17 protein-coding genes are annotated in these 24,547 nt (G+C 71.8%); 10 read left to right on the top strand and 7 right to left on the bottom strand.

Translation table 11 applies throughout. The features are described 5' to 3' along the window. Positions 1-54: 54 nt before the first annotated feature. Positions 55-1,020, bottom strand: coding sequence for an alpha/beta hydrolase (locus tag JF597_RS39800; RefSeq protein WP_294008344.1), 966 nt, complete (start codon positions 1,018-1,020; stop codon positions 55-57). A gap of 194 nt (positions 1,021-1,214) precedes the next feature. Here JF597_RS39800 and JF597_RS39795 point away from each other — a divergent pair, with 194 nt between their 5' ends. The 3 genes from JF597_RS39795 (at position 1,215) to JF597_RS39785 (ending at position 5,459) form a co-directional block, all read left to right on the top strand. After that, positions 1,215-1,673 carry a MarR family transcriptional regulator gene (locus JF597_RS39795; protein ID WP_294008342.1) on the top strand — a complete coding sequence of 153 codons (459 nt, stop codon included), beginning with the start codon at positions 1,215-1,217 and terminating at the stop codon, positions 1,671-1,673. 915 nt (positions 1,674-2,588) lie between these two features. Further along, positions 2,589-4,214 carry a hypothetical protein gene (locus tag JF597_RS39790; protein WP_294008340.1) on the top strand — a complete coding sequence of 542 codons (1,626 nt, stop codon included), beginning with the start codon at positions 2,589-2,591 and terminating at the stop codon, positions 4,212-4,214. 618 nt (positions 4,215-4,832) lie between these two features. Next, positions 4,833-5,459: a DUF6313 family protein gene (locus JF597_RS39785; RefSeq protein ID WP_294008338.1), complete on the top strand. Its 627-nt coding sequence runs from the start codon at positions 4,833-4,835 to the stop codon at positions 5,457-5,459. 828 nt (positions 5,460-6,287) lie between these two features. On the opposite strand, the gene JF597_RS39780 is transcribed toward JF597_RS39785, so the two are convergent. Next, entirely contained in the window at positions 6,288-7,391 is a 1,104-nt protein-coding gene (locus tag JF597_RS39780) for a substrate-binding domain-containing protein (RefSeq protein ID WP_294008336.1), read from the bottom strand. After that, entirely contained in the window at positions 7,388-9,943 is a 2,556-nt protein-coding gene (locus tag JF597_RS39775) for a SpoIIE family protein phosphatase (protein WP_294008334.1), read from the bottom strand. Before JF597_RS39775 ends, JF597_RS39780 begins: the two co-directional genes overlap by 4 nt. 289 nt (positions 9,944-10,232) lie before the next feature. Here JF597_RS39775 and JF597_RS39770 point away from each other — a divergent pair, with 289 nt between their 5' ends. From JF597_RS39770 to JF597_RS39745, 6 genes are all read left to right on the top strand, one after another. Continuing rightward, complete coding sequence (locus tag JF597_RS39770) at positions 10,233-11,321, top strand: substrate-binding domain-containing protein (protein WP_294008332.1); 1,089 nt, start codon at positions 10,233-10,235, stop codon at positions 11,319-11,321. Between the two features lie 44 nt (positions 11,322-11,365). Beyond that, positions 11,366-12,136, top strand: coding sequence for an ATP-binding cassette domain-containing protein (locus JF597_RS39765; RefSeq protein WP_294008330.1), 771 nt, complete (start codon positions 11,366-11,368; stop codon positions 12,134-12,136). A 14-nt stretch (positions 12,137-12,150) separates the two neighbouring features. Further along, on the top strand, positions 12,151-13,413 hold the full coding sequence (locus JF597_RS39760) for a sugar ABC transporter permease (RefSeq protein WP_294008328.1): 1,263 nt from the start codon (positions 12,151-12,153) through the stop codon (positions 13,411-13,413). 164 nt (positions 13,414-13,577) lie between these two features. After that, entirely contained in the window at positions 13,578-14,642 is a 1,065-nt protein-coding gene (locus JF597_RS39755) for a sugar ABC transporter substrate-binding protein (RefSeq protein WP_294008326.1), read from the top strand. Positions 14,643-14,845: 203 nt separating this feature from the next. Further along, positions 14,846-15,739 (top strand): glycosyltransferase, encoded by an 894-nt coding sequence (locus JF597_RS39750; protein ID WP_294008324.1) that lies wholly within the window; start codon positions 14,846-14,848, stop codon positions 15,737-15,739. A gap of 398 nt (positions 15,740-16,137) precedes the next feature. Then, on the top strand, positions 16,138-19,338 hold the full coding sequence (locus JF597_RS39745) for an AfsR/SARP family transcriptional regulator (RefSeq protein WP_294008322.1): 3,201 nt from the start codon (positions 16,138-16,140) through the stop codon (positions 19,336-19,338). 9 nt (positions 19,339-19,347) lie between these two features. Here the strand turns inward: JF597_RS39745 and JF597_RS39740 are convergent, their stop codons facing one another. Both JF597_RS39740 and JF597_RS39735 read right to left on the bottom strand, forming a co-directional pair. Beyond that, a complete protein-coding gene (locus tag JF597_RS39740; RefSeq protein ID WP_294008320.1) occupies positions 19,348-21,036 on the bottom strand; it encodes a bifunctional 3'-5' exonuclease/DNA polymerase in 1,689 nt (562 codons plus the stop codon). A gap of 67 nt (positions 21,037-21,103) precedes the next feature. Further along, positions 21,104-21,874, bottom strand: a complete 771-nt coding sequence (locus JF597_RS39735) for a Clp protease N-terminal domain-containing protein (protein WP_294008318.1) — start codon at positions 21,872-21,874, stop codon at positions 21,104-21,106. Positions 21,875-22,023: 149 nt separating this feature from the next. Between JF597_RS39735 and JF597_RS39730 the strand changes: the two genes are divergently transcribed. Then, the gene (locus JF597_RS39730) at positions 22,024-23,163 is read left to right on the top strand and encodes a DUF2786 domain-containing protein (RefSeq protein WP_294008316.1); all 1,140 of its coding nucleotides are present in this window, start codon (positions 22,024-22,026) and stop codon (positions 23,161-23,163) included. Positions 23,164-23,248: 85 nt separating this feature from the next. Here JF597_RS39730 and JF597_RS39725 read toward each other — a convergent pair whose 3' ends face one another. Together JF597_RS39725 and JF597_RS39720 are read right to left on the bottom strand one after the other, a co-directional pair. Then, positions 23,249-23,764: a DUF4232 domain-containing protein gene (locus JF597_RS39725; protein WP_294008314.1), complete on the bottom strand. Its 516-nt coding sequence runs from the start codon at positions 23,762-23,764 to the stop codon at positions 23,249-23,251. A gap of 156 nt (positions 23,765-23,920) precedes the next feature. Then, positions 23,921-24,442 (bottom strand): hypothetical protein, encoded by a 522-nt coding sequence (locus JF597_RS39720; RefSeq protein WP_294008312.1) that lies wholly within the window; start codon positions 24,440-24,442, stop codon positions 23,921-23,923. Between the last annotated feature and the right edge of the window lie 105 nt (positions 24,443-24,547).

Raw genomic sequence — 24,547 nt, 5'->3', positions numbered from 1 at the left:
TCCGGCCGGGTGTAGTGCGGGGGTGTTACGGGCGCCGGATGTGGCTGAGCGCGCTCAGGCGGTGCCGAGTGCGGTGCGCAGTGTGTCGATGGCCTGGTTGATGGCGGCTTCGGCGGCGTGGGTCTCGCGCAGGGCGTTGAGCATGACGAAGTCGTGGATGACGCCCTGGTAGCGGACGGCCGTGACGGGGACACCGGCCTGGCGGAGCTTGCCCGCGTATGCCTCGCCCTCGTCGCGCAGCACGTCGGCCTCGCCGGTGATGACCAGGGCCGGGGGCAGACCGGTGAGCTGCTCGGTCGTGGCGCGCAGCGGGGAGGCGGTGATCTGGGCGCGTTCGGCCGCGTCGGTCGTGTACTGGTCCCAGAACCACTGCATGGCGTCCCGGCGCAGGAAGTAGCCGGTCGCGAACTGGTGGTAGGAGGCGGTGTCGAAGTTCGCGTCGGTGACCGGGTAGAACAGCACCTGCTGCACCAGGGGAACGTCACCGCGCTGCTTGGCCATCAGGGTCAGCGCGGCGGCCATGTTGCCGCCCACCGAGTCCCCGGCCACCGCGATCCGGCCGGCGTCCAGGCCCTTCGCCGAACCCTGCTCCACGACCCAGCGGGCGACGGCGTAGTTCTGCTCGATCGCGACGGGGTAGCGGGCCTCGGGGGAGAGGTCGTACTCGGGGAAGACGACCGCGGCGTTCGCGCCGACGGCGAGTTCGCGCACCAGGCGGTCGTGGGTGTGGGCGTTGCCGAAGACCCAGCCCGCACCGTGGATGTAGAGGACAACGGGCAGCGGGCCGGCGGCACCGACGGGACGGACGATGCGCGCCCGGACGGTGCCGGTGGGCCCGCCCTGCACGGTCACCCACTCCTCAGCGATCTCGGGCTTGGCGATGTCGCCGGACTGGACCTCATCGACCGCCTTGCGGCCCTCGACCGGACCGAGGTCGAACAGATACGGCGGGTTGGCGGTGGCCTCGGCGAACGCGGCGGCGGCCGGTTCCAGCACGGGGCCGGTGATGTTCTCGGGCATGGGGACTCCTTGGGCTGATGCCGGGGCGGCAGCCTCGGCGAGTGATGTGTCCGGCCGTTCGGCGGTCACGAGAGCACCGTAGCGCCCGATTCAGTCGTGCACAACTAAATCGAGCATGACATGGTCGCGGGCGCTTGGAATGGGTAGGATGTACCTGGCCGATCATCAGAGGTAAGGACGTAAGGACGGCGCTCATGGGCCAGAACGCGCGCGACGACGCCGCAGTGGGTTCGCTGCTGCTTCAGGACCAGCTCTGCTTCGCCCTGTACGCGGCCTCGCGGTCGGTCACGTCCCGCTACCGTCCGCTGCTGGACGAGCTGGGGCTGACCTACCCGCAGTACCTCGTCATGCTGGTGCTGTGGGAGCAGGGCTCGGTCTCCGTACGGGAGCTGGGCACGGCGCTCCAGCTGGAATCCAGCACCCTTTCGCCGCTCCTCAAGCGTCTTGAGGCCGGCGGCCTGCTTCGCCGCGAACGACGCGCCGAGGACGAACGCTCCGTCGCCGTACGCCTCACCCCGGCCGGCTCGGACCTTCAGGAGAAGGCTCGCGCCGTCCCGCTGGCCATCGGCGAGGCCATGGGTCTGACCCCCGAGCAGGACGCAACCGCGAAGCACTTGCTCCGCCTGCTCACCGAGAACGTCACCCACGACTGAGGCACCGGGCGCGGCGCGCGCACTCCGGTTCACGAATTGCTCGTGCCAGACGATCGCGCGACACCTCGACGGGGGGTGGCGGAACGGGTCTGCCGCACGATCGGGTGACAGGTTGACCTGCCCCACCGTTTGGGCTCCAGGCTCGGTGGCTAACCGGCAGCTGGGATGGACAATCCACGCCCCGCGCCGGTTGCGTCGTCCCTCTCCGCCTCACGCGCCCGCCGCGGGCACGCGGCCATGGTCGCCGGATAGCGTCACATATCCCGGCCGCCCTCTGACTCCGAACGCCTCGGCGAACTCAGCGTCCGCGAACAACTCGCCCAGCTCGTCACGGACCCGCATCGCCAACGGATACGGGCCCCGTGCCGCCACCGCCCGCGCCACCTGCGCGGTCAGCTCAGGCACCGTCGGCCACGGCCTCGGCCGCATCGACATTCCACACCCCACCCGCGACCGGAAACGGCAAGACGGCCGCTGCTGCCCGACCAACGAGCCGCCAACCCCGCCGGGCACGGAATAAGCCAGCAGGATCGTCACCAGCCGCAAACGGCATCGGCGAGCCTGGACTTGCCGATGCCGGGGCGGCCGGTGGACGTCCCCAAGGCCGGTGACGGTGGCACCGCAGTTGCGGCAGGTGCCCTCGAAGGCCAGGGCGTGGTTGAGGGTGGGGCGGGGCTCCTGCTTCCAGGTGAGGGTGTGGCCGCGGTCGGCGACCTGGGTTTTCATGTCCTGCTTGGCGAGGGTCCCCAGTGTCGCCGTGTCGACGGCCGTCCCGACGACCTGGGCCCCCGCGAGAGCCTGCGGTGCCCGTGCGATGATCGGCCACCTGTTCGGTGGCTTGTTTTTTGGCTTGTTCGTTGCCTTGCCCGTTGACCTGTACGTTTCCGAGTCTCGACGATTCCTCTGGAGCCCCCTGTGCGTCGGCCTCTCATCGCACCGCTCTCGCTCATCGCCGCCCTGGTGAGCATCCCGGCAGCCGGCCCCGCGTTCGCCGACACCGCCGACACCGTGCTGCCCGTCGTCTCCTCGGTCGGAGGTGACCCGGACGACGCCGGCTACCTGGAGTTCCACGCGACGTCCGACACCGCGATCGACGCCGGCACCATCACCGCGCAGCTCACCCTGCGCGTCTCCGGTGACCGGCCGGTGACGACCGTCACCGGGTTCACCCTCGTCTCCGGCACCGCGGAAGACGGCACGTGGCGCAGCTCCGACCGGATGGCCCTGGGCACCCACGGCGTCTACGACACCACCGTCGACCTCGCCGACGCGGACGGTGACCACCCCGACTACCTCGGCCAGGGCGTCGTCGCCTACGAAGACCTGCCCGTCTTCACCGATTCCGCCCTGGACCGCACCACGGTGGACTTCGAGCACCAGACGGTGACCGCCACCGGAAAGGTGTCGACGTTCGACCCGGCCACCGGAGTCACCACCCCCGGCTGGATCGACAGCGGGGTCTACCTCACCGGGACGCGGGGATCGGGAACCTGGGAGGTCGCGGCCGACGTCCAGGCCGATGGAAGCTACCGGGCCACGGCCGCTGTCCGCAGTTACGTGTACGTGTACGCGGTGCAGAAGGACGTGCAGACGGTCGGCACGGACCCCGTACTGGTGTCCAGGACGATGAGCCCGACCCGGATCGTCTTCGACAAGGCCGCCGGCACCGCCGTGTACAGCGGCTCCTATACGGTCAGCGGCACCGCGCAGTACCTGAGCCCGACGACGAACACCTGGACGCCGCTGACGGCCGCCGACCCGGACACCGAGGTGCTCCTGACCGGCCCGAACGGCACCCACGCCTACGAGCTCGGCACCGGAGGCCGGTTCAGCGAGACGCTCGCCACGGTGACCGGTGACACCAGCTGGACGGCGGGCGTCGGAGGCTTCGCCTTCCTCCAAGGCGGCAACGCGCAGGCCACACTGCACGCCCTCTCGCACTCCACCCTCGCCTGGTCCGACCACACCTTCACCGGCGCCGGGGCGGTCCGGGTCAAGGGCCGCCTCAGCGCCTCGGCGGGCCCGCTGCCCACCGGCGGCGTCCAGCTCCAGCAGTCGGCAGACGGCCGTACCGGCTGGACGACGGTGGCGACGGTGACCCCCGACGCGACGGGCGCCTTCGACGCCTGGCAGACGCTGCACAAGCCCACCGGCTACTTGCGCCTGTACTACCCCGGCAACGCGGACGCCACCGCCACCACGACCGGCGTCGTGCACCTGACCCGTGCGGTCACCCGCGTCATCGGCTTCAACGCCTCGCCGGAGCCGGTGCGCAAGGGCCGGACCCTGACCGTGACGGGGACCCTGCAGCGCCAGAACGGCTCCACGTGGACGGGCGTGTCCGGCCAGCACGTGACCATCCGCTTCCGCGTCGCCGGAGCCAAGACCAGCACCGGCATGGCGACCGTGACCACGGGCAAGGACGGCAGGTTCACCCTCACCTTCACCGCGAAGCAGGACGGCACCTGGAGCGCCGCGTACACGGCGACCAGCGCGTACCTGAACAGCACGTCCGCCGGCGACTACGTCGACGTACGCTGACTACTTCTCCCGTCCGGGAGCCATTGCAGGGCGAACCAGAATTCCGTGCGGGGCTGCCCGTGCAGGGTGAGCCAGGTCCGCAGGGTGCCGAGGAGGACCGCGGCACCCTGCGGACCTGGCTCGGTCCAGGGGCGAAGCGGGTGCGGGCGAGTCCGCAGGCGTCGGCCGGACCGACGAGCACCCCTGGCCGGTTCCAGAGATCCCCATCAACCCGTTACCAGTACCCCCGAGCCGGGGTTCCGTGGGCCATGTGTGGGCCAGGCGGACCCATGAGGGAGTAGAAATAGGCCGTGATCAGGGCATTCATACTGCGCTCTTGACGCTCTTGAAAGCCGTTGTAGTCGGTACCCGCTGCGCGGTAGGTTGCTCTGCCCTATCGACCGGACGCGGGTAGCCATCGACGGTGGCTGGTGAGGGCCCTGAGGAGGCTTTCGCTACACGCCCCAGCTGGAGGAAGCCCAAGGTTGCTGCAAGTCGCCATCAGAGGCTGCAACCACGGACTGCATGAAAGCGTCACTTGCGGTGACCGAGCCCTATCGCCTCCTTGGAGGGCCTCCGTTGCCGCCACCAGCTCAGCCGCCCCTACCGCCATCCCTGCCGCCGCTGCGTGGGCAGTCCATGACGGTGTGGATACGACGTACGTTCCGCTCACGTAAGGCGTTGTCGGGCGTCACACAGTGGTTCATCGACTGGGGCATACCGATCGCCCTGGTCATCGGGTTCGTCTGGGTGTTCGGCGCCAGCCGATCCGAAAAGGGTTGGAGCGGCATCTACAGAGCGTTCACGCTCATCGACCCACCAGTGCACGAATCATCCTGGGGCGCGTCGATACTCGGCTGGCTGCTGGTACCCGCCCTCATCGGTGGAGTGGCCGGTCATGTGATCGCTGCTCGGATGCAGCGCGTCAAGGAGATCGCCACCAATCACCTCTTCCAACAACGAGGCCTCGGCCGCCGGCTCAAGTTGCCGGGCAAGATCACCTTTCTGGAGTCACTGCACCTGAAGAGCGCAGGGGACCAAGAGTTCCTGGACCGCTATGTGAGGCGGGCCCACCGGGGAGACTGGAAGAAGGCCCAGGATCATTGGGAGATCCTGGTTCGGGACGTGCTCTGCACAGTCGAACTCGCTGAGCTGGACCGTACCGAGGCACTCGAATCCGCCGAGAGCTTCGCCCGTGCGGTGATGTGGATGACCGGCTACCAGGACAAGTGCCTCGTGTGCACCGCCCGCGCCAACCACCCGTGACCTCTCAGGAAGGACTCTGACGATGCAGACACGAAGCGCCGTGGAGATCGCTCGCGCTGCCCTGCGCGAAATCTTTCCCACTGCTCCCGAGGATGGCCTGGACGAAGGGGCACGTCACCTTGCCCGCTGGGGGGTTGAAGGTCACGGAAGTCAGCTCGACAGCTCGACCGCTGCGCTCATGTACATCGATCTCGCTTGGGCATCCCAGGAGAGTCAAGTCCCAGACAACGTCAGTCGGGCCGCCGAAGTTCGTGACGCTACACGGACCTGGCGTGCGCCAACACTGCGGGGCTGACCATGAAACGCCGCGTTCTGAGCCGTTCGTCGTCCTGGTCTTCGTCGTCCTGGTCTTTGTCCAGTGCGCCCACGGCCACCACTGTTCACCACCGTACGCACACGTCTTCTGACCTGCCCCGCGAACGTCTGCGAAAGCCCCCGCGCGGACAGTTGGAAAGCGTGTTGGGTGCAACTCGGTGTCCATGAACGACGCGGCGGCGCTTACCAGGCGCTCGCGTTCCTGCGTGCTCTGGACAGGAACAGAAATCGGAGTCCCCGCAGCGAAGGACACACCGTGGACGGCGCCGCCCTGACACGTTGCCGGACTCAGTTGCGGTCTCAGATCGTGCTCGCTCCGGCATGGTCCACTGCCGTCCATTGAAGTTCCGTAGTGGCCCCGAACAGGCGTGATGCCCTATTCGCGGTGTCCACGGACAACTTGTAATGCGTAGCTCTCGGGTTCGAATCCCGAAAGCGGCTCCCCGGAAGGCCAGGTTGGACTTTGTCTGACCTGGCCTTTTCTCATTCGGTCTCGCACCGGTCCCGGCCCGGCTACGGAATCAGCCCTGCCTTCTCGCAAGCAGATCGCAGGGGGGGTGTGCAGATCTGGGCGATGGTGTACATCCCGTCCTTGACGAGGGTCTGCTGGATGTTGGCGGTCGTCACGGCCACGGGCGTCAGGAGCACGGACGGGATGCGGCGGGTGGTGGGGCTGTCGGTCGTCGTCGTGGCGATGGTGTGCAGCTGTTCGCCCCGGCCCAGAGCGACAGCCATGGCACCGGCGGCCTCGGCTTCGGCGCGGAAGGACTTGTACACCGTCATGGTCTGGTCGCCGCTGACGATGCGCTGCACCGCCTCGAAGTCGGCGTCCTGGCCGGTGACCGGTGGAAGGCGCCGGACATGGGCGCTCTTGAGCGCGGAGATGGCGCCCGCGGCGATGGCGTCGTTGGCGGCCAGGACGCCGTCGATCCGGCCCGGGCCCAGGGCCGAGATGGCGGCGGTCATGCTGGCATTGGCGTTGTCGGTGCTCCAGCCCGGGATGTCGTAGGAGCGGCCGATCCTCACCTTGCCCCGCAGGACGGACAGCGCCCCCCTCTTGTACAACGGGGCGTTGGCGCTGGTCGGGTCGCCGCTCAGCATGACGATGGTCCTGTCCTCGGCCGGGGCGGGCATGGCCTTCAGGAGGGTCTGGCCCTGCAGCGTGCCGACCTCTACGCCGTCGAAGCTGACGTAGCCCGAGACAGGGCCGTCGGCGAGCCTGTCGTAGGCGACGACGGGCACGCCCGCGTTGTGCGCCTCCTGGACGGTGGAGCGCAGCGCCCGGTTGTCGGTGGCGCCGAGGACGAGGACCCTGACCCCCTTGGTGATCATGGCGATCATCTGTTGCCGCTGGGTGGTCGAGTCGTCGTCGGCGTTGGCGTAGACGACCTCGCAGTGCGGGCAGAGCTGTTTCACCCGCTGCTCGATCATCGGCTTGTCGGAGTTCTCCCAGCGTGGCACCACCCGGCTCGGCAGCAGCAGGCCGACGGTGAAGCTGTCCGTGGTGGCTGTCCCCTCTCCTGTGCACGCGGCCGAAGCCACGGTCAGCAGGCCGGCGACCAGCACGCCGACGGCATACCGCGCACGAGAGGCCACCCGTCGCCTGCGACCCGTCATGATCGGTCACCGCCCTCGGTCCCCGGATCCGCGCCCACGGGAGCGGGTTCACGACGCGGCACCGCTATCTCGCTGCACACCTGCTTGCCGCCGGCCATCGGCACGGTGCCGAAGGACTCCGACACCGCCTCGACCAGGAGCAGCCCCCGGCCGCCGGTCGATTCCCAGTCCACGATCACGGGTCTTGCGGGCGCCCGGGGAGAGGAGTCGCTCACGCAGACACGCACCCGGCCACCGCGGAGCGTCAGTTCGAGGCGGACCGGCCCCTGGGTGTGCACCAAGGCGTTGGTGACGAGTTCGGAGACCACCAGCAGCACCGGGTCGGTGGCTTCCTCGACCTTCCAGCGGCGCAGCGTGCGCGCGGTGAAGCGGCGGGCGTGCATGACGGCGTCGGGCAGCCGCCACACCGCCCAGCCCGACCGGATCGGCCGGGTCTTCATGCCGTCGTAGCGCAGCAGCAACAGCGCCACGTCGTCCTCGCGACGACCGCGGTCACCCAGCAGGTCGTCGGCCACCTGCCCGGGATCCGACGGGTCGGCCGCGGTGAGGGTGGCGCGGGCGCGGCGCATGCCCTCGTCCAGGGGCAGATCGGCGGCCTCGACCAGCCCGTCGGTGACCAGGGCGAGCAGCATTCCGGGCGTCAGCGCCACCGCGGTCATCGGGAAGTCCGTCTCCATGGAGATGCCCAGCGGGAGGCCGCCCTCGACCTCGACCTCCTCGGTGCTGCCGTCGGGATGGCGCAACAGCGGTGCGACGTGCCCGGCCCGGACGAACAGGACGTCGCCCTCGTCCATGTCCAGTTCGGCGTAGCAGCAGGTGGCGAAGAGATCCGTCTCCATGCCGACGAGGAGGCGGTTGGCATGCGAGACGACCACGTCGGGTGGGTGGCCCTCCACCGCGTACGCCCTGACCGCGGTACGCATCTGCCCCATGATCGTCGCGGCTGCGGCGCTGTGGCCCTGCACGTCGCCGATGACCAGCGCCACCCGGTCCTCGGAGAGTGCGATCACGTCGTACCAGTCGCCGCCCACCTGCAGTCCTCGCCGGGCGGGCAGATAGCGGGCGACGGCGGTCCCGCCGGGAAGCTCGGGCAGACGCCGCGGCAGGAGGCTGCGCTGCAACATCGTCGCGAGTTCCTGTTCGGCGTCGTGGGCGTGGGCGCGGGTGAGGGCCTGGCCGGCCAGTGAGGCGGTGGCGGTGAGCAGCGACCGTTCCTCGGGGAGGAACTCGTGCGGCCGGTCCCAGCCGATCAGGCACACGCCGACGGCCCGGCCCTTGGGGGGCAGCGGCAGCACGGCGAGGCCTCCGGGGCCGATGCCCTCGAGTCCGGGTTCGACGGCGGTGCCCGCCGGCCACAGGTCCATACGTCCGTCGCGCAGAGCCCTCTGCAGGGTGGGCAGGGCACTGAGGGGTGCGTCCGGCCACTCCGAACGCCACTGGCGACGCCAGGCCTGCGGCCAGGCGGCGGGCTGCGGCGGGTCGAGCAGGGTGACCTGGAGCCGTTCGTCCTGCAGCTCGGCGAGCGCCACCCGGTCGGCGTTCAGGGGTTCGCGCACGGCGGTGACGACCACGTGGCTGACGTCGCGCACGGTGGCGGCCTCGTCCAGTGCGGCGGTCAGCCACTGGATCCGGGAGACGTCGTCGGCCTCCCGGTGCAGGACCGAGGTCGCCGTCACCACCCCCCGCACCTGCTCCGGCCGGCCGTCGGTACCCGACGTCACGCGGCACCAAAGGCTCAGCCAGCGCATCCCACCGGTGGGGCAGCGGACGCGGAAGTCCAGTTCCCGTCGGCCGAACGTCCGGGTGGTCGGCTCCAGCACCGACATCAGCGCGGGCAGGTCTTCCGGCAGCGCGTGCGCGAGCAGGGAGTCCGCCTTGCCGTCGAAGTCGTCCGGCCGGATGCCGACCAGTTCGCGCAGCGTCTCGTCCGCGTCGATCACGCCGGACTCCGGCACCAGGACGAAGGAGCCGACGCGCATGCGGCGCAGTGCGGAAGCCAAGGGTGCCGAAGGTGCCGACGGCGGCTCCCCCTCGGCCCGCGCTTCCAGTACGCCGGCGACCGTGTGGGCGTAGCGCTCCAGGAAGCGCTGCTGCTCGGCTTCGAAGCCGTTCTCGCCGGCGCCCACGACGACGAGGCAGCCGAGCCGTCCGCCCTCGGTGCCCAGGGGCAACGCGCCGAGTGATGTCCGGGCTCGCGGCGGCACCGGACATCCCTCGGTGCAGGAGGCGAGTGCCGCGGGGGTCAGCCAGACGGGGTGGGCGGCGCGGAGGGCGCGGGCCGCGGGCGAGCCGCCGGACAGGGCCAGGCGTTCCGGCAGTCCGTACTCCGCGGGGGCGCATCCGGCCGTGTCCACCGACCGAAGGTCGTCAGAACCCGCGTCGGGCACGTAGAGCACGGCCAGCGCCGCTCCGGCGAAGGCCAGGGCGTCGACACCCACGGGTGTCCCCGGCCCCGGCGGTGCGTCGGTGCCGGCGGCGTCGGTGCCGGCGGCGTCTGTGCCGGCCGGCCCCGGCTGTGGGAGTCCGGCCCGGGCGCTGCCGTGGTGAGGCATGTCCGCAGCCACCTCCCATCCGCACCGGGGTTGCCGACCTGCTGCCGCTGCGCACTCCCCCTCACCAGAATCGCATAAGGGGGCAAGTTGGACAGATTGGCATCATGTCGGCCAGGCGGTACCGGGTTCGCAGTTCGCCACGGCCGGTGTCACACTGGCGAAGCGGACGTTTTGTGGCTTTCACCCGGTCTGGGCGGGTGCGGGCCGAGATCCCGTCTCGCTCCGGCGGGCCGTGCCGCTGCACCGCGATCGCAGCCGCACGGCTTCGGGGAGGAGGGAGGTCTCCGGCATGAACGCCTGCGTCCGGGACGCCGCCCTGGCCCTGGCCGCGTTCTCCACGGCCGTGTCCCTCACCGCCTGCGGACTGGACGCCGGGGACACCTCCGGCGGGGGGAGCGCGCGGACGATCGGCGTGCTGCTGCCGGACTCCACCACCGCCCGCTGGGAGGCGTGGGACAGGCCCCTGCTGGAACAGAAGATCCGGCAGCTGTGCGGCGAATGCACGGTCGAGCACGCAGACGCCAAGGGCGACGTGGCCGTCCAGCAGGAACAGATGGACTCGTCGATCGCCCATGGGGTCGATGCCATCGTGCTGGCGGCCGTCGACGCCAGGGCCATGAGTGCCTCGGTGGGAAGAGCGGCTGCCGCGCACATCCCGGTCATCGCATACGACCGCCTCGCCGAGGGCCCGATCGCGGGCTACGTCTCCTTCGACGGCCAGGAGGTCGGCAGGCTCCAGGGCAAGGCGCTGCTGACGGCCATGGGCGCGAAGGCACACGGCGGCCGGATCGTGATGATGAACGGCGACCCCGGCGACCCCAACGCGCTGTCGTTCAGGCAGGGCGCACTCTCCGAACTCGAGGGGAAGGTGACGATCGCCAAGCAGTACGACACACCGCAGTGGAGCACCGAGACGGCGGACCTGAACATGGCGGCAGCCCTCTCCCTGCTGGGCGCCGACAGCATCGACGGCGTCTACGCCGCCAACGACGGACTCGCCGCCGGCAGTATCGCCGCCCTCAAGGCCGATGAGGTCAGCCCGTTGCCGCCCGTCACCGGGCAGGACGCCGAACTCGCAGCCGTACGACGCATCGTCGTCGGCGATCAGTACATGACGGTCTACAAGCCCTTCGGACCCGAGGCTGCCGCGGGCGGCGCCATGGCCGTGGCCGCCGCGCGGGGGCACCGTCTCGACGAGGTGGCCACCAGGCGGGTGAAAACCCGCAACGGCGCGGAGGTTCCGGCCGTGCTGCTCACCCCGGTGTCCGTGACCCTTGCCACCATCAAGGACACCTTGGTGAAGGACGGCGTGTACACGCTCGGGCAAATCTGCGCCCCACCACTCGTGCGCGACTGCAACAGGGCGGGACTGACCTGACAGGCGGGACCGGCCGCCCCGGGCCCCGGAAGGAGACGATTCCCTTGCCGCCCCCCTTGCTCGCCCTGCACGGCGTGTGCAGGCGCTTCGGAGTCATCGAGGTCCTCCGGGACATCGAGCTGGAGATCCACGCCGGCGAGGTCCTTGCCCTGCTCGGCGACAACGGAGCCGGCAAGTCCACCCTGGTCAAGGTGATCTCCGGGGTCGCTCCCGCGGACAAGGGGACCATCGAGTGGGAGGGCCGGCCCGTTCACATCCGGCGTCCCCAGGAGGCCCGGGACCTCGGCATCGCCACCGTTTACCAGGACCTGGCGCTGTGCGGGAACCTCGACGTCGTCGGCAACCTCTTCCTCGGGCGGGAGCTCCGCAGGTTCGGGTTCCTCGACGAGGTGGAGATGGAGCGCCGCACCACGCAGCTGCTGGAGCGGCTGACCCGGAGCGTCCCCGACCTGCGCGGACCCCTGGTGTCACTGTCCAGCGGCCAGCGGCAGACCGTCGCCATCGCCCGCTCGCTTCTCGGCGATCCGCGCGTCCTCCTTCTGGACGAACCGACCGCGGCGCTCGGGTTCGAGCAGACCACCGAGGTACTCGACCTCGTCGACCGGCTCCGCGACCAGGGCCTGGGGATTCTGCTCATCAGCCACAACATGGGGGACGTGAAGGCCCTCGCGGACCGGGCCGCCGTGCTCCGGCTCGGCCGCAACAACGGATTCTTCGACGTGAGCACCACCTCCCAGGAGCAGATCGTCTCCTCCATCACGGGCGCCACGGACAACGTGCCCCGCCGGCCCGCCTCCCGAGAGGCCGAGTGGTGAAAGGGAAGCGTGACATGCCGGACGAGACGCGGGCGGATTCCGCGGCAGCCACCGCGAAAGCCGGTCAGCGCCATGCCGGGCGGGCCGTCAGCCGTGCCGCGGCGGACTGGATCGCCGTCCGGCGGCGCAGGCTGAGCGCCGGTGAGCTGGGCTACCTTCCCGTCACTCTGGTCCTCGCCGCGGTCTGGATCATCTTCCAGAGCCTGGATTCCACCTTCCTCTCGCCCCGCAACCTGTCCAATCTCAGCGTGGACATCGTGGGCACGGGCTTCATCGCGGTCGGCATCGTCTTCGTGCTGCTGCTCGGGGAACTCGACCTGTCGGTCGGCTCGATCAGCGGGTTCGCCGCCGCGGTCTTCGCGGTGCTCAACGTCAACAACGGCGTGCCGGAATGGCTCGCCCTGATCGCCGCGGTCCTGACGGGCACCGTGGCGGGAACAGCCCAGGGGTACTCCATCGCCAGGACCCGGGTGCCGGCCTTCGTGGTCACCCTCGCCGGGCTGCTGACGTGGAACGGCCTCATGCTCGCCATCCTCGGCACGAGCGGCACCATCAACCTCGACGAGGACGGGCTCATCGCCCACCTCACCGGCTACTACTTCACCGACGCCGGCGTCGGCTACGCGGTGGCGGCACTCGCCACGGCCCTGGTCTTCCTCGCCTCCTACCTGGACAGGCGCCGCCGCAGGGCCATCGGCATGCCGCACCGCCCGCTGCCAACCCTCGCGGTGCGCACCGGAGCGGTGGCGGTGATCGCGTTCGGCTCCGCCTACCTGCTGAACCAGTTCCAGGGCCTGCCGCTGGCTCTGCTGATCTTCCTCGTCACGGTGGCGGCCCTCGACATCGTGCTCCGGCGCACGCACTACGGCCGCAAGGTCTACGCGCTGGGGAGCAGCGTCGAGGCGTCACGTCGCGCCAGCCTCAACGTGACCGCCGTACAGACGGCCGTGCTCGCGGTCTCCGGCACCCTGGCGGCGACCGGCGGCCTGTTCCTGGCCTCGCGCATCACGTCGGTGAGCCAGAACTCGGGCTCCGGCGTCCTGCTGCTCAACGCCATCGCCGCCGCCGTCATCGGTGGCACCAGCCTGTTCGGAGGGCGCGGTACGACCTGGTCCGCAGTGCTCGGCATCCTGGTCATCCAGTCGATCGCGTCGGGTATGGCCCTCACCGACACGCCCACCGCCGTCCAGCTGGTGATCACCGGCGGGGTGCTCTTCGTCGCGGTGGTCCTCGACTCACTGTCCCGGCACACGCAGCAGGCACACGGGCGAGCCTGACACTTCCAGGGGCGGGGGCGTTCCCGCGGCCCCCTGTCGTGTCATACGTACGTATATTGGACGAACGGATATTTTGGCGTCGGCCGGGTGGCGTGTGTCTGCCGGCCGAGTGAGCCTGCCGTCGGACGGCAGGCGCTTCGGGACCCAGCGCGAGGAACGTACCGATGAGGCCCAGACCCGTCCTCCGCGCCACCGCCTCCGCCCTCTCCGCGCTGGCGCTGCTCAGCGCCTGCGGCGGCTCCGGCGGCACGGCCACGTCGAGCGGCCACCGGCCGGTGGTCGGCGTCGACTACCCGCGCTCCGACACCGATTTCTGGAACGCGTACATCAAGTACACGCCGCAGTACGCCAGGCAACTCGGCCTCTCGCTGAGGACCACCAACTCGCATGACGACGTCGCCAAGCTCGCCGCCAACGTGCAGACGCTCATCCTGCAGGGCGCCAAGGGCATCGCGACGGCCCCGCAGAGCACCTTCGCCATCGCGCCGATTCTGGCCCAACTGCAGGCGGCGAAGATCCCGGTCGTCACCATCGACACCCGCCCCGACACCGGCAAGGTCTACATGGTGGTCCGCGCCGACAACCGTGCCTACGGCGAGAAGGCGTGCAAGTACCTGGGCAGCAAGCTGGGCGGCAAGGGCAAGGTGGTGATGCTGCAGGGCGACCTCTCGTCGATCAACAGCCGTGACCGCACCGAGGGGTTCGACGCATGCATGAAGGCGGACTACCCGGACGTCAAGGTGTTCGCAGAGGCCACCAACTGGGACGGGGACGTCGCCGCGCAGAGGCTCCAGGCCGACCTGACCGCCCACCCGGACATCAAGGGCATCTACATGCAGGCCAGCTTCGCTCTGTCCGGCACGCTCCACGTGCTCAGGCAGCAGGGGCTGCTGGTCGGTCCGAAGGACCGGAAGCACGTGTTCGTCGTCTCCAACGACGGCATCCCCAGGGAGCTGAGGGACATCTCCGGCGGCAGCATCGACGCCACCGTGTCCCAGCCGGTGGACCTCTACGCCAAGTACGCCCTGTACTACCTGAAGGCCGCCATCGACGGGAAGACGTTCAAGCCCGGCAGGACCGACCACGAGAGCACCATCGTGCGGGTCCGCGACGGAATTCTGGAGGACCAGCTCTCCGCCCCGCTCGTCACCGCCGACGGCGGCACCTATGGGGGCGTGCCCAGCCTCAAGAGCACCGACAGATCCCTGTGGGGCAACAACCTCGGCTGACTGCTGCGCGGAGCCTGCATGGCCGGGGCGCCGCAACGCGCGGCCGGGGCCGGGGTTCGTCCTACCCGGGGAAAATCGCCGTAAAAAGGCCGCAAACAAAACCGAAGCCAGGACTGCGGCCGCACCTGGGGCAACATCGTGGTTAACGGCGAGTGTCGCTCGGTCAGGGGCGGCACCGCCGTCGGCCGGATGGGGTGAGGGGCATGGCGGTGCCGAGGCTGGGGGTCGCCGTGGTGACCATGGGGAACCGTCCCGACGAGGTCGACGCCCTGCTCAGGTCCGTCGCCAAGCAGGACCTCGCTCCCGCCCGGATCGTGATCGTGGGCAACGGCTGCCGGCTGCCCGAGTTCGCCCGCCGTCTCGACCTGCCCGGCGAGGTCACCACCCTCGACGTCGAGGACAACCTCGGCTGCCCCGGCGGCCGCAACGTCGCTCTCGCCGCCCTGCGCGCGTTCGGTGACGTGGACGTCGTCGTCGAACTGGACGACGACGGCCTGCTCGTCGACGTCGAGGTGTTCCGGCAGGTACGGGATCTGTTCGCCGCCGACCCCCGCCTCGGCATCGTCGGCTTCCGTATCGCCGACGAGCGGGGCGTCACCCAGCGGCGGCACGTGCCGCGCGTAGGCAACGCCGACCCCATGCGCGGGGGTTACGTCACCGGGTTCCTCGGCGGCGGGCACGCCCTGCGGATGGCCATGCTCGCCGAGACCGGTGACTGGCCCGCCGAGTTCTTCTTCGCGCACGAGGAGACCGACCTCGCCTGGCGGGCGGCCGACGCCGGCTGGCGGATCCTCTACGCGCCCGAACTGCTGCTCCAGCACCCCCGCACCTCGCCCGCCCGGCACGCCGTCTACTTCCGCGTCACCGCCCGCAACCGCGTCTGGCTGACCCGCCGTCGGCTGCCCCTGCCGCTCATCCCGGTCCACCTCGGCGTCTGGATACTGATCACGCTTCTGCGCACCCGTTCGACGGGCGGCCTGCGCGCCTGGTTCGCGGGGTTCGCCGAGGGGTTCCGCGAGCCGGCCGGGGAGCGCCGCCCGATGCGCTGGCGCACGGTCTGGCGGCTCACGCGGCTCGGGCGTCCGCCCGTCGTCTGAGGCCGGGGAGCCGGTGATCCGCTCGAAAGACGGGACGAGGGTCCCGGTCGTTCACCTCCGCCGACCGGAACCCTCTCGCGTCCCCGGACCCAGGCCTGCGGCGGCACTCCCCCGAGTCACGCCTTTTACGCGTGCGCCGTCGGATCCGGTCCGATGCGAAGATCACATCAGGGCTCACCAACGGATCGCTAACATGTGGCCAGCGGTTCTCCTGGAGGTCGCGAACCGGTTGGCGCGAAGCCGTCGTACGACTCCGGGAACAGGCCGGAAACCCGGCGGATTCCGGCTCCGACCGGTACAGAGAAGGTGGCGGGAACTCATCCCCGACGGGATGGGATTCCGCCAGGATCCAGGGCGGGCGGGCACCTCCGCCGTGCGGGGAGGCGAGGGGTGGCGTGATGCGGCGGTACGAGCTGCGGTTCGGACTGCTGGGACCTCCGGTTCTCTACGACGGGGCCGACGTCCGCCCCATCGGCAGCCCCAAGGTGCGGGCGCTGCTGGCCGCGCTGCTCCTGGAGGCCGGGCGGGTCGTCTCCGTCGAGTCGCTGAGGGAGGCGCTGTGGGGCGGGGCGCCCCCGGTGTCGGCCCGCGCCTCACTGCACAACCACGTCACCCGGTTGCGCCGGCTGCTCGACGATCCGGAGCGGCTGCGGGCCGTACCGCCCGGGTATCTGCTGCGGGTCGACGACGGTGAGCTGGACGTCGACGTGTTCGACGCCCGGGTGGCCGAGGCCCGGGCCGCGCACGGGCGGCGGGAATGGGCGCCGGTGCTGCGCGCCTGCGGCGACGCGCTCGCGCTCTGGCGTGGCAGCCCGCTCGGCGGCCTCCCCGCCGAACTCGGCGGCTTCGCCTTCGTGCAGCGCCTGGAGGAGGCCCGGCTGCTGCTCCTGGAGTGGCGCTACGACGCGGAGCTCGCCCTCGGCGGACCCCGCCTGGGCGGCGTCGTACCGGAGTTGGCCGCGCTCGTCGCGGAGTACCCGCTGCGCGAGGCCTATCACCGCCAGCTGATGCTCGCCCTCCACCGCGGCGGCCGGCAGGCCGAGGCCCTCGCCGTCCACCGCGACCTGCGCAACCGCCTGCGGGACGAACTCGGCATCGAGCCCGGCCCGGCGGTACGCCGGGCCCATGTGGAGGTGCTGCGGGGGAGTGGCGCGGTGGCGGAGGGACCGGCGTACGAGGGTGTGCCGGGGGGAGGCGCCCCGGACGGTGCCCCGGGTGCGGGTGCGCCGTGGCCGGTCGCGCAGTTGCCCGCGCACCTGGGGGGCGCGTCACCTGACCGCCGGCCGAACGCCGAAGGCGCTGATCCCGGCCGGCCCCTCGCCCCGGGTTCCGCGCGAGACGACTCCCCGTCCCTGCGCCCCGCCCAGCTTCCCCCGCCCCCGGCGCACTTCACGGGACGCACCGCCACCCGGGAGGAACTGGTCCACACCCTCACCCGTCCGCCGGCAGGCGCCGACGCACACACAGGGGCCGAAGGCGAAGCCGAGGCCACGGCCGCCCCCGTCCTCGCCGTCCTCAGCGGCATGGCCGGCGTCGGCAAGAGCGCACTCGCGCTGCACGTGGCCCATCAGCTGCGGGAACGTTTCCCCGACGGCCAGCTCTACGTCCACCTGCACGGCGCCACCCCCGGCATGCCCCCGCTCGCCCCCGGTCAGGCGCTCGCCGCGCTGCTGCGGGACCTCGGCGCCGATCCCCGGCACATCCCCGAACACCCGGACGCGGCAGCCGCGTTGCTGCGCTCCCTGCTCGCGCCGACCCGCACCCTGCTGCTCCTCGACGACGCCGCGAACGCCGCCCAGGTGCGGCCGCTGCTCCCCGGCGGCCCCGGCTGTGCGGTGATCGTCACCAGCCGCTCGCCGCTCACCGCGCTCGACGGCGCCCGCCGCTTCCCGCTCGGCCCGCTGACCGGAGAGGACAGCGCGGCGCTGCTGCGCGCGGTCAGCGGGCGTGCGGAGATCGACGCCGGCCACCCGCTCGTCGGCCTCACCGGACGGCTCCCGCTCGCCCTGCGCGTCGTGGCCGCCCGGCTGGCCGCCCGAGGCGCGCTCACCCCCGAGGTGCTGGCCGGCCAGCTGGCGGCCACCGAGGGCAGGTTGCAGCACCTCGAATACGACGACCTCAGCGTCCGGCGCTCGCTCGCCGTGGCCCATGACGCCCTGGCCGGCTCCGACCACGCCTGCGACCGTGACGCCGCCCTGGTCCTGCGCCACCTGGGCGCCCTCGACCTGCCCACCTACGGCGCCCCGCTGATCGCCCGCCTCGCCGGCGCCGACGAGCGCCGCGCCGAGGCCGCCCTGGACCGCCTGGTCGACGTCGCCCTGCTGGAGGAGACCGCGTACGGCCGCTACACCCCGCACGACCTGGTACGGGACTTCGCCCGCGAGCTGGCGGAGAAGACCGACGGGAGCGACGGGACCGACGGGAGCGACGGCATCGGTCATGCCGGCGGCACCGACCGCACCGAGGCCGCGCTCACCGCTCTGCGGTGGTTCGCCGCCGTCGCCGAACGCGCCCTCCTCGCAATCCTCGAACCTGGGCGCGACCAGGGCGACCGCCGCCGGCCCACCACCGCGCAGCCGCCCGAGCACCAGCCGTACGCCGCCGCCCTGCCGTCCTTCGCGTGCGCCGAGCACGCCTTCGCCTGGGGCGACACGGAGCTGGAGAACATCGTCGCCCTGGTGGAGCGGTACGCCGACAGCACCGACGCGCGGATCAGCGCCTATCTCTCCACGCTGGTCCGGCTCCTCTACCCCTACGTCCTGCGCAGCGGCCGGGTCGCCGAGATGGAGGTGCTCGGCACCGCGGCCCTGGCCGCCGCCCGGCGCCTCGGTGACGAGCCCGCCGAGGCCTACGCCCTGGGCGACCTCGCCGGCCTGCGCTTCCTCACCGGCCGCCAGCGGGAGGCGCTCGCCCTGACCGACCGGGCGCTGGCCCTGTGGCGGCGCCTGGGCATGGTGTCCTGGATCCGGCGCGGCCTGAACAACCGGGGGCTGCTGCTGGAGGGGCTCGGCCGGTACGACGAGTCGGGCGAGGCGCTGCGGCAGAGCCTGGAGTACTCCCGGCAGCTGAACGACCCCTACGGCGAGGCCGTCACCCACAGCCATCTCGGCAACCTCTACGAGCACACCGACCCGCTCGCCGCCATCGAGCAGCACCGGCGCTCCCTCGCGATCGGGGACGCCATCGGCGCGGTGATCCTGCAGCACTCGGCGCACTGCAACATCGGCTACGCCCAGCTCCGCCTCGGTGAACCGGCGGCCGCCGCCGCGCACTTCGAGGAAAGCCTGCGCATCCTCGGCGGTCACGGCGACTGGCACGGCGAGTCCCAGACCCGGCTCGGTCTGGTCCGGGCGCTGCGCGCCCTCGGCCGGACCGACCGCGCCCACCACGAGTGCACGGAACTCCTGCGCCGCGCCGACGCCCGCGCCGACCGCTACAGCGGCGGTCTCGCCCGCCACCAGCTCGGTCTGCTGCTGCGCGGACAAGGGCGCACCGACGAGGCGTACGACGTCTGGCGCGCGGCCCTCACCGCTCTGGACGGCACGGACGAGCCGGACGTCCTCGCGGAGCTGCGCGGCCTGCTGGCAGCCGGCGCCTGACCGGACCGGTCACTTCGCGTCGGCATAGCACTCCACCACGGCCGTCGTGAACGGGAAACGGACCGGTGTCTGCCCGAACGTCAGCCGTCCGGCCAGGTCAGCCGCCTCCCGGATCGCCGCCACCACCGTCCCGGTCTCCTCCTCGGGGCAGTGCACGATCACCTCGTCGTGCTGGAAGAAGACCAGCTCGGCCGCCAGGTCCGCGCAGGTCCGGCGCAGCGCCGCGAGCATCAGCAGGGCCCAGTCGGCGGCGCTGCCCTGGACCACGAAGTTGCGCGCGAAGCGGCCTCTGGCCCGGGAGTTGGTGGAGGCGTAGCCCGGTACCCAGCCCTCCGGCGCCTGCTCCTCCGGCTCCTCCTGGGGCATGCCCGCCTCCTCGGTGCCGTCGCTCGCACCGGTCGCCGGCGGGCAGGTCCGGCCCAGCCAGGTGCGCACCAGCCGGCCCTCCTCGCCCGCCCGCGCCGCCTCGTCGACATAGGCCACCGCCTTGGGGAAACGGCGTCTGAGCGCGGCCAGGTTCTTCAGCCCGTCGCCGGAGGTCTGCCCGTAGACCGCACCGAGGACGGCGAGCTTGGCCTGCGCGCGGTCGCCGGAGAAGGCGCGGTCGGAGACCGCCTGGTAGAGGTCGGTCTCCCGCCCGGCGACCTCCATCAGCCCGGGGTCGCGGGAGATCGCCGCCAGCACGCGCGGTTCCATCTGGTCGGCGTCGGCCACGACCAGCCGCCAGCCGGGGTCGGCCACCGCGGCCCGCCGGATCACCTTGGGGATCTGCAGGGCGCCCCCGCCGTTGGTCACCCAGCGCCCGGTGACCGTACCGCCCGCGTGGAACTCGGGCCGGAAGCGGCCGTCGCGCACCCAGTCCTGGAGCCAGGTCCAGCCGTGCGCCACCCAGATCCGGTACAGCTTCTTGTATTCGAGGAGTGGCTTCACGGCCGGGTGATCGATGCCCGAGAGCTCCCAGCGGCGGGTGGATTTCACCTTGATCCCGGCCTGCGCGAAGGCCTTGATCACGTCGGCCGGCAGATCCGGGCGCACCCGCCTGCCGAACGCGGCCGACACCTCGTCGGCCAGCTCGGCCAGCCGGCGCGGCTCGCCGCCGCCCGCGTACCGCTCGCCGAGCAGTTCGCGCAGCACCTCGCGGTGGACCTCGGCGCTCCAGGGCACGCCCGCGCCGTTCATCTCGGCGGCGATCAGCATGCCTGCCGACTCGGCGGCGGTCAGCAGCCGCATCCGGTCCGGGTGTTCGGCCCGGTCGTGCCGGCGCTGCTGCTCGGCGTAGACCGCGAGGAGCTCGTCGAGCGTCAGGCGGGCGGTGCCCTGCGGCTCGAACAGCGGGGACTGCGCGCCCGGTTCGGCCGCGCGCTGCGGCGGGTCGGGCGGTACGGGGCCGCCGCGGAGGCGGGCCAGGGCGGCGGCGGCCGAGCGTGGCTCGCCCGACCGTCCCTCGTGGCCCAGCAGCAGTGTCTCGGCGTCCTCGATGTCGTAGCACCGCTCCACTCGCACCCCCGTGGCGAGCAGGCGCGGGTAGACCTCGGCGGTCGACCGCCACACCCAGCGTGTCACCTCCGGGCGGCCCCTGACCGCCCCGGCGAGATCGGGCTCCCGCCGCACCGGTCCGGTGGGCAGCCCGTCCGGACCGAGGGGGGCGAGGTCCACGCCACCGTCCTCGGCCGGAGCGAGGGCCCACCGGTCGGTCATGCTGCGAGTGTGGCACCCGCCACTGACAATCGCTCTGACCTGCGGTTTCAGCGTGCCGAGGGGGCTGTCAGCCCGCCTCGCCTCCCTCCGGCTCGTCCGCCGCCTCCGCCGCGGCCTGCTGCCGTTCCAGCAGCAGGCCGAGCGCCTTGGCGATGTACTCCTCGGTCGCCGGCTTGGTGATGCCCAGTCCGCTGAGGACGCCCTCGCCGTTCTCGTGTTCCAGGAGGGCCAGCAGCAGGTGCTCGGTGCCGATGTAGTTGTGGCCGAGGCGGAGGGCCTCGCGGAAGGTGAGTTCGAGGGCCTTCTTGGCCTCCGGGCCGTAGGGGACGAGGTCGGGGACGTCGTCCGAGGCCGGCGGCAGCGCGGCCGTCGCCGTCTGGCGCACGGTGTCGAGCAGGACGCCCTGCGCGAGGATCGCCTTGGCCGCGATGCCGTCCGGTTCGGACAGCAGGCCGAGGACCAGGTGCTCGGGGCGGCCCTCGGGGTTGCGGGCCGCGAGCGCCTCGTTGTGGGCCGCCATCACCACGTTCCGCGCGCGGGGGGTGTAGCGGTCGAAGCCCTGGTTGGGGTCGAGGGCGGCGGACTCCTTCGGCACGAAGCGCTTCTGCGCGGCCTGCCGGGTCACGCCCATGCTCTTGCCGATGTCGGTCCAGGACGCGCCCGAGCGCCGGGCCTGGTCGACGAAGTGGCCGATCAGGTGGTCTGCCACGTCGCCCAGGTGGTCGGCCGCGAGCACCGCGTCCTGGAGCTGGTCGAGGGGTTCGGGGTGCACCTTCTTGATCGCCGCGATGAGGTCGTCGAGGCGTACGGATGCCGTGATGTTCGGGTCGGTAGCCATGTGTCAACCCTAGGTTGACATCCCTCCCCTGTCAACCGTTGGTTGACACTTGGGGGCCGGGGCGGGCTCGGCGGCTGAGGGCGGGGCGTTTGTCCACAGGGTGTGGACGGCCGACGACCGCTGTCGGCACCGCGTGGCACGATCGACACGTGACCAGCAGCCAGCCCAGCACCGTCGACCGAGCTTTCCAGAGCGCCCTGTACGACGACACCGACTCCGGCCTCGACACGGGCGCGTCCCTCCTCGCGGCCGACCCCGGCGCCGACGCGGAACTCGCGCACCGGGGCCGGGAGTTCGTCGCGGCGGCCTGGCGGCGCGGCTGGCAGCCCGCCGACGTCGTCCGGCTGGTGCGGCGCGAGCTGGACGACCCGCACGTCCGGCTCACCGCGGGCCTGATACGGGCGCAGGCACCGGACGACCGGCCGCGCGGCCCCCGCTGGCGGGCGCAGCTCGACACGCTGCCGGAGCCGGACGGCCACGCGCGCGTGGGCGATCGTTTCTCGCACGCCACCGCCGTCCTGGAGCTCTACCGCCTGCTGCTGCGACTGCCCGCCCTGGAGCCTCTCGACGAGCCCCGGCCCGCTGCGACCGCGCACCGCCCGGAGTCCTCCCGCATGCTCGGCCGGATCCGCGCGCTGCTCGCCAAGGCCGAGGCGACCGGCTTTCCGGAGGAGGCGGAGGCGCTCAGTGCGAAGGCACAGGAACTGATGGCCCGGCACAGCGTGGACGAGGCGCTGCTCGCCGCGGGGGCGCCCGCGCCGGACGCGCCGAGCGCCTGCCGGATCGGCGTCGAGCCGCCGTACGAGCAGGCCAAGGCGGTGCTGCTGGACGCGGTCGCCACCGCCAACCACTGCCGTGCGGTGTGGAACGAGCCGCTGGCCTTCTCCACGGTCGTCGGCTTCGAGGCGGACCTGGAGGTGGTCGAGCTGCTCCACACCTCGCTGCTGGTGCAGGCCACGCACGCGATGACGAAGGCGGAGGCGGCGCAGCGGGCGGGCGGCCGCAAGCGTACGAAGACCTTCCGCCAGTCCTTCCTGGCGGCCTACGCCCACCGGGTCGGCGACCGCCTCCGAGCGGCGGCCCGGTCGGCCGTGACCGGGACCGAGTCGCCCCGGGACCTGCTCCCGGTCCTGGCCACGCGAGAGCTGGCCGTGACCGACCGCATGGAGCAGATGTTCCCGGAGACCACCACGACCCGCCTGCGCGGAGTCACCGACGAGGCAGGCTGGACAGAGGGCACAAGAGCAGCCGACCGGGCCCAGGTCAACTCACACCCCCAACTCCCCTGACCTACCGGGGCCGTCAGGGGCGCGGGGAACTGCGCGAGGACCCTCCGCCGGCGGCTGGCCGAAGGGCAACCGCACCGCCCCCGAATCAGTCCCCCGCCTGCTGGAACGCCCCCACCGCGGCGTTCGGCTTCTCCGCCGTCCCCTGGCCCGCCACCGCCCCGTACTTCCACGGGAAGCTCTCCGTCGCGTCGCCCCCCGGCAGGGACACCGTCAGCGACGTGGCCGCGAGGCTCGCCTTGTCGCCGTCCTTGCCGCGCACATAGCTGATCGAGAACGTCGCGGAGTCGCCCTTGGCGAGCTTGAGCTTCTGGCCCTTCGCGCCCGACTGCGCGCCGACCGTCGCCGACGTACCGCCCGCCTTCAGCGTGACACCGGCGAAACCCTCCAGCGTGCACGGCGCGCTCTGGTTGGTGAGGGACACCGGCACCTCGCCGGTGTCCCCCGCGGCCGGCGCCACGCTCGCGGAGCCGACCTGGACGGAGACCTTGCCGATCTCGCAGGCCGAGCTGTTCTTGCCGCTGGAGCCCGAGCCGCCGTCATTGCAGGCGGTCAGGGCGAGGGCGGCGGCGACGGCGGTGACGGTGAGCGGAATGACGCGCATGTGCAGATCCCCATTGAGGTCGTGACGGTGTCCCAGCATCATCACGCCCCGGCCCGGGCCCCGCGCGCCCGCCCCCGCTTCCGGCCGCCGTACGCCACGTTCCCGGCGTCCCGCGCAGGCCCCCTGGAGCCGACTGCACGGTGGCCGCAGAGCGCCCTACTGCCCAAGGTGCGCCGTCGGCAGCCCGGACGGCAGCTTGCCGCCCTCGGCCCTGGTGTACGTCTCCTCGCCCGATTTCCCGGACCAGGTGACCTTCATGCCGCTCTTGCTGACCGAGTCCACCATTCCGGTGACCCGGTCCTTGCTGCCGTCCGTGCAGGTGAGATGGATCATCCGCATCCCGGCCTCCTCGCCGGCGGTCCCGCTGCACACGGACCCGCCGGTCTCGAAGAGCCCGGCTTCCTTGCCGGTGACGACCAGTGCCACGATCTTGCCGCCGCTCGTGGTGATCCAGCTGCCCTGCAGTGCGTCGGAGGAGGCCGTGGAGCCGTCCGAACCGGCCGTGGCGGTGGCGGAGGACGTGCCCGACGGGGTGGCCGAGGAGCCGCTGCCGGACCCGCCGCCCCCGCTGCACGCGGTCAGCGCGAGCGCACCCGCGAGCCCCGCGGCGGCGGCCACGATCCGCAGGGCCGGCCGCGGTCGCGTGGTCGCCGCGGCCGACCCGACCGCAGTCCGCACCGCAGCAGTCTCCGCCGACGCCGTCTCCCTGCGCGTCGTAGCCGTACTCACCGTAGCCGTGGTCACCGCAACGCTCCCGAGTTCTAGGGGGTCGGCCGCCCGGCT

The organism is Streptomyces sp., from assembly GCF_019510245.1.
Classification (GTDB): domain Bacteria; phylum Actinomycetota; class Actinomycetes; order Streptomycetales; family Streptomycetaceae; genus Streptomyces.
This window is presented reverse-complemented; position numbering and strand designations above follow the sequence as displayed.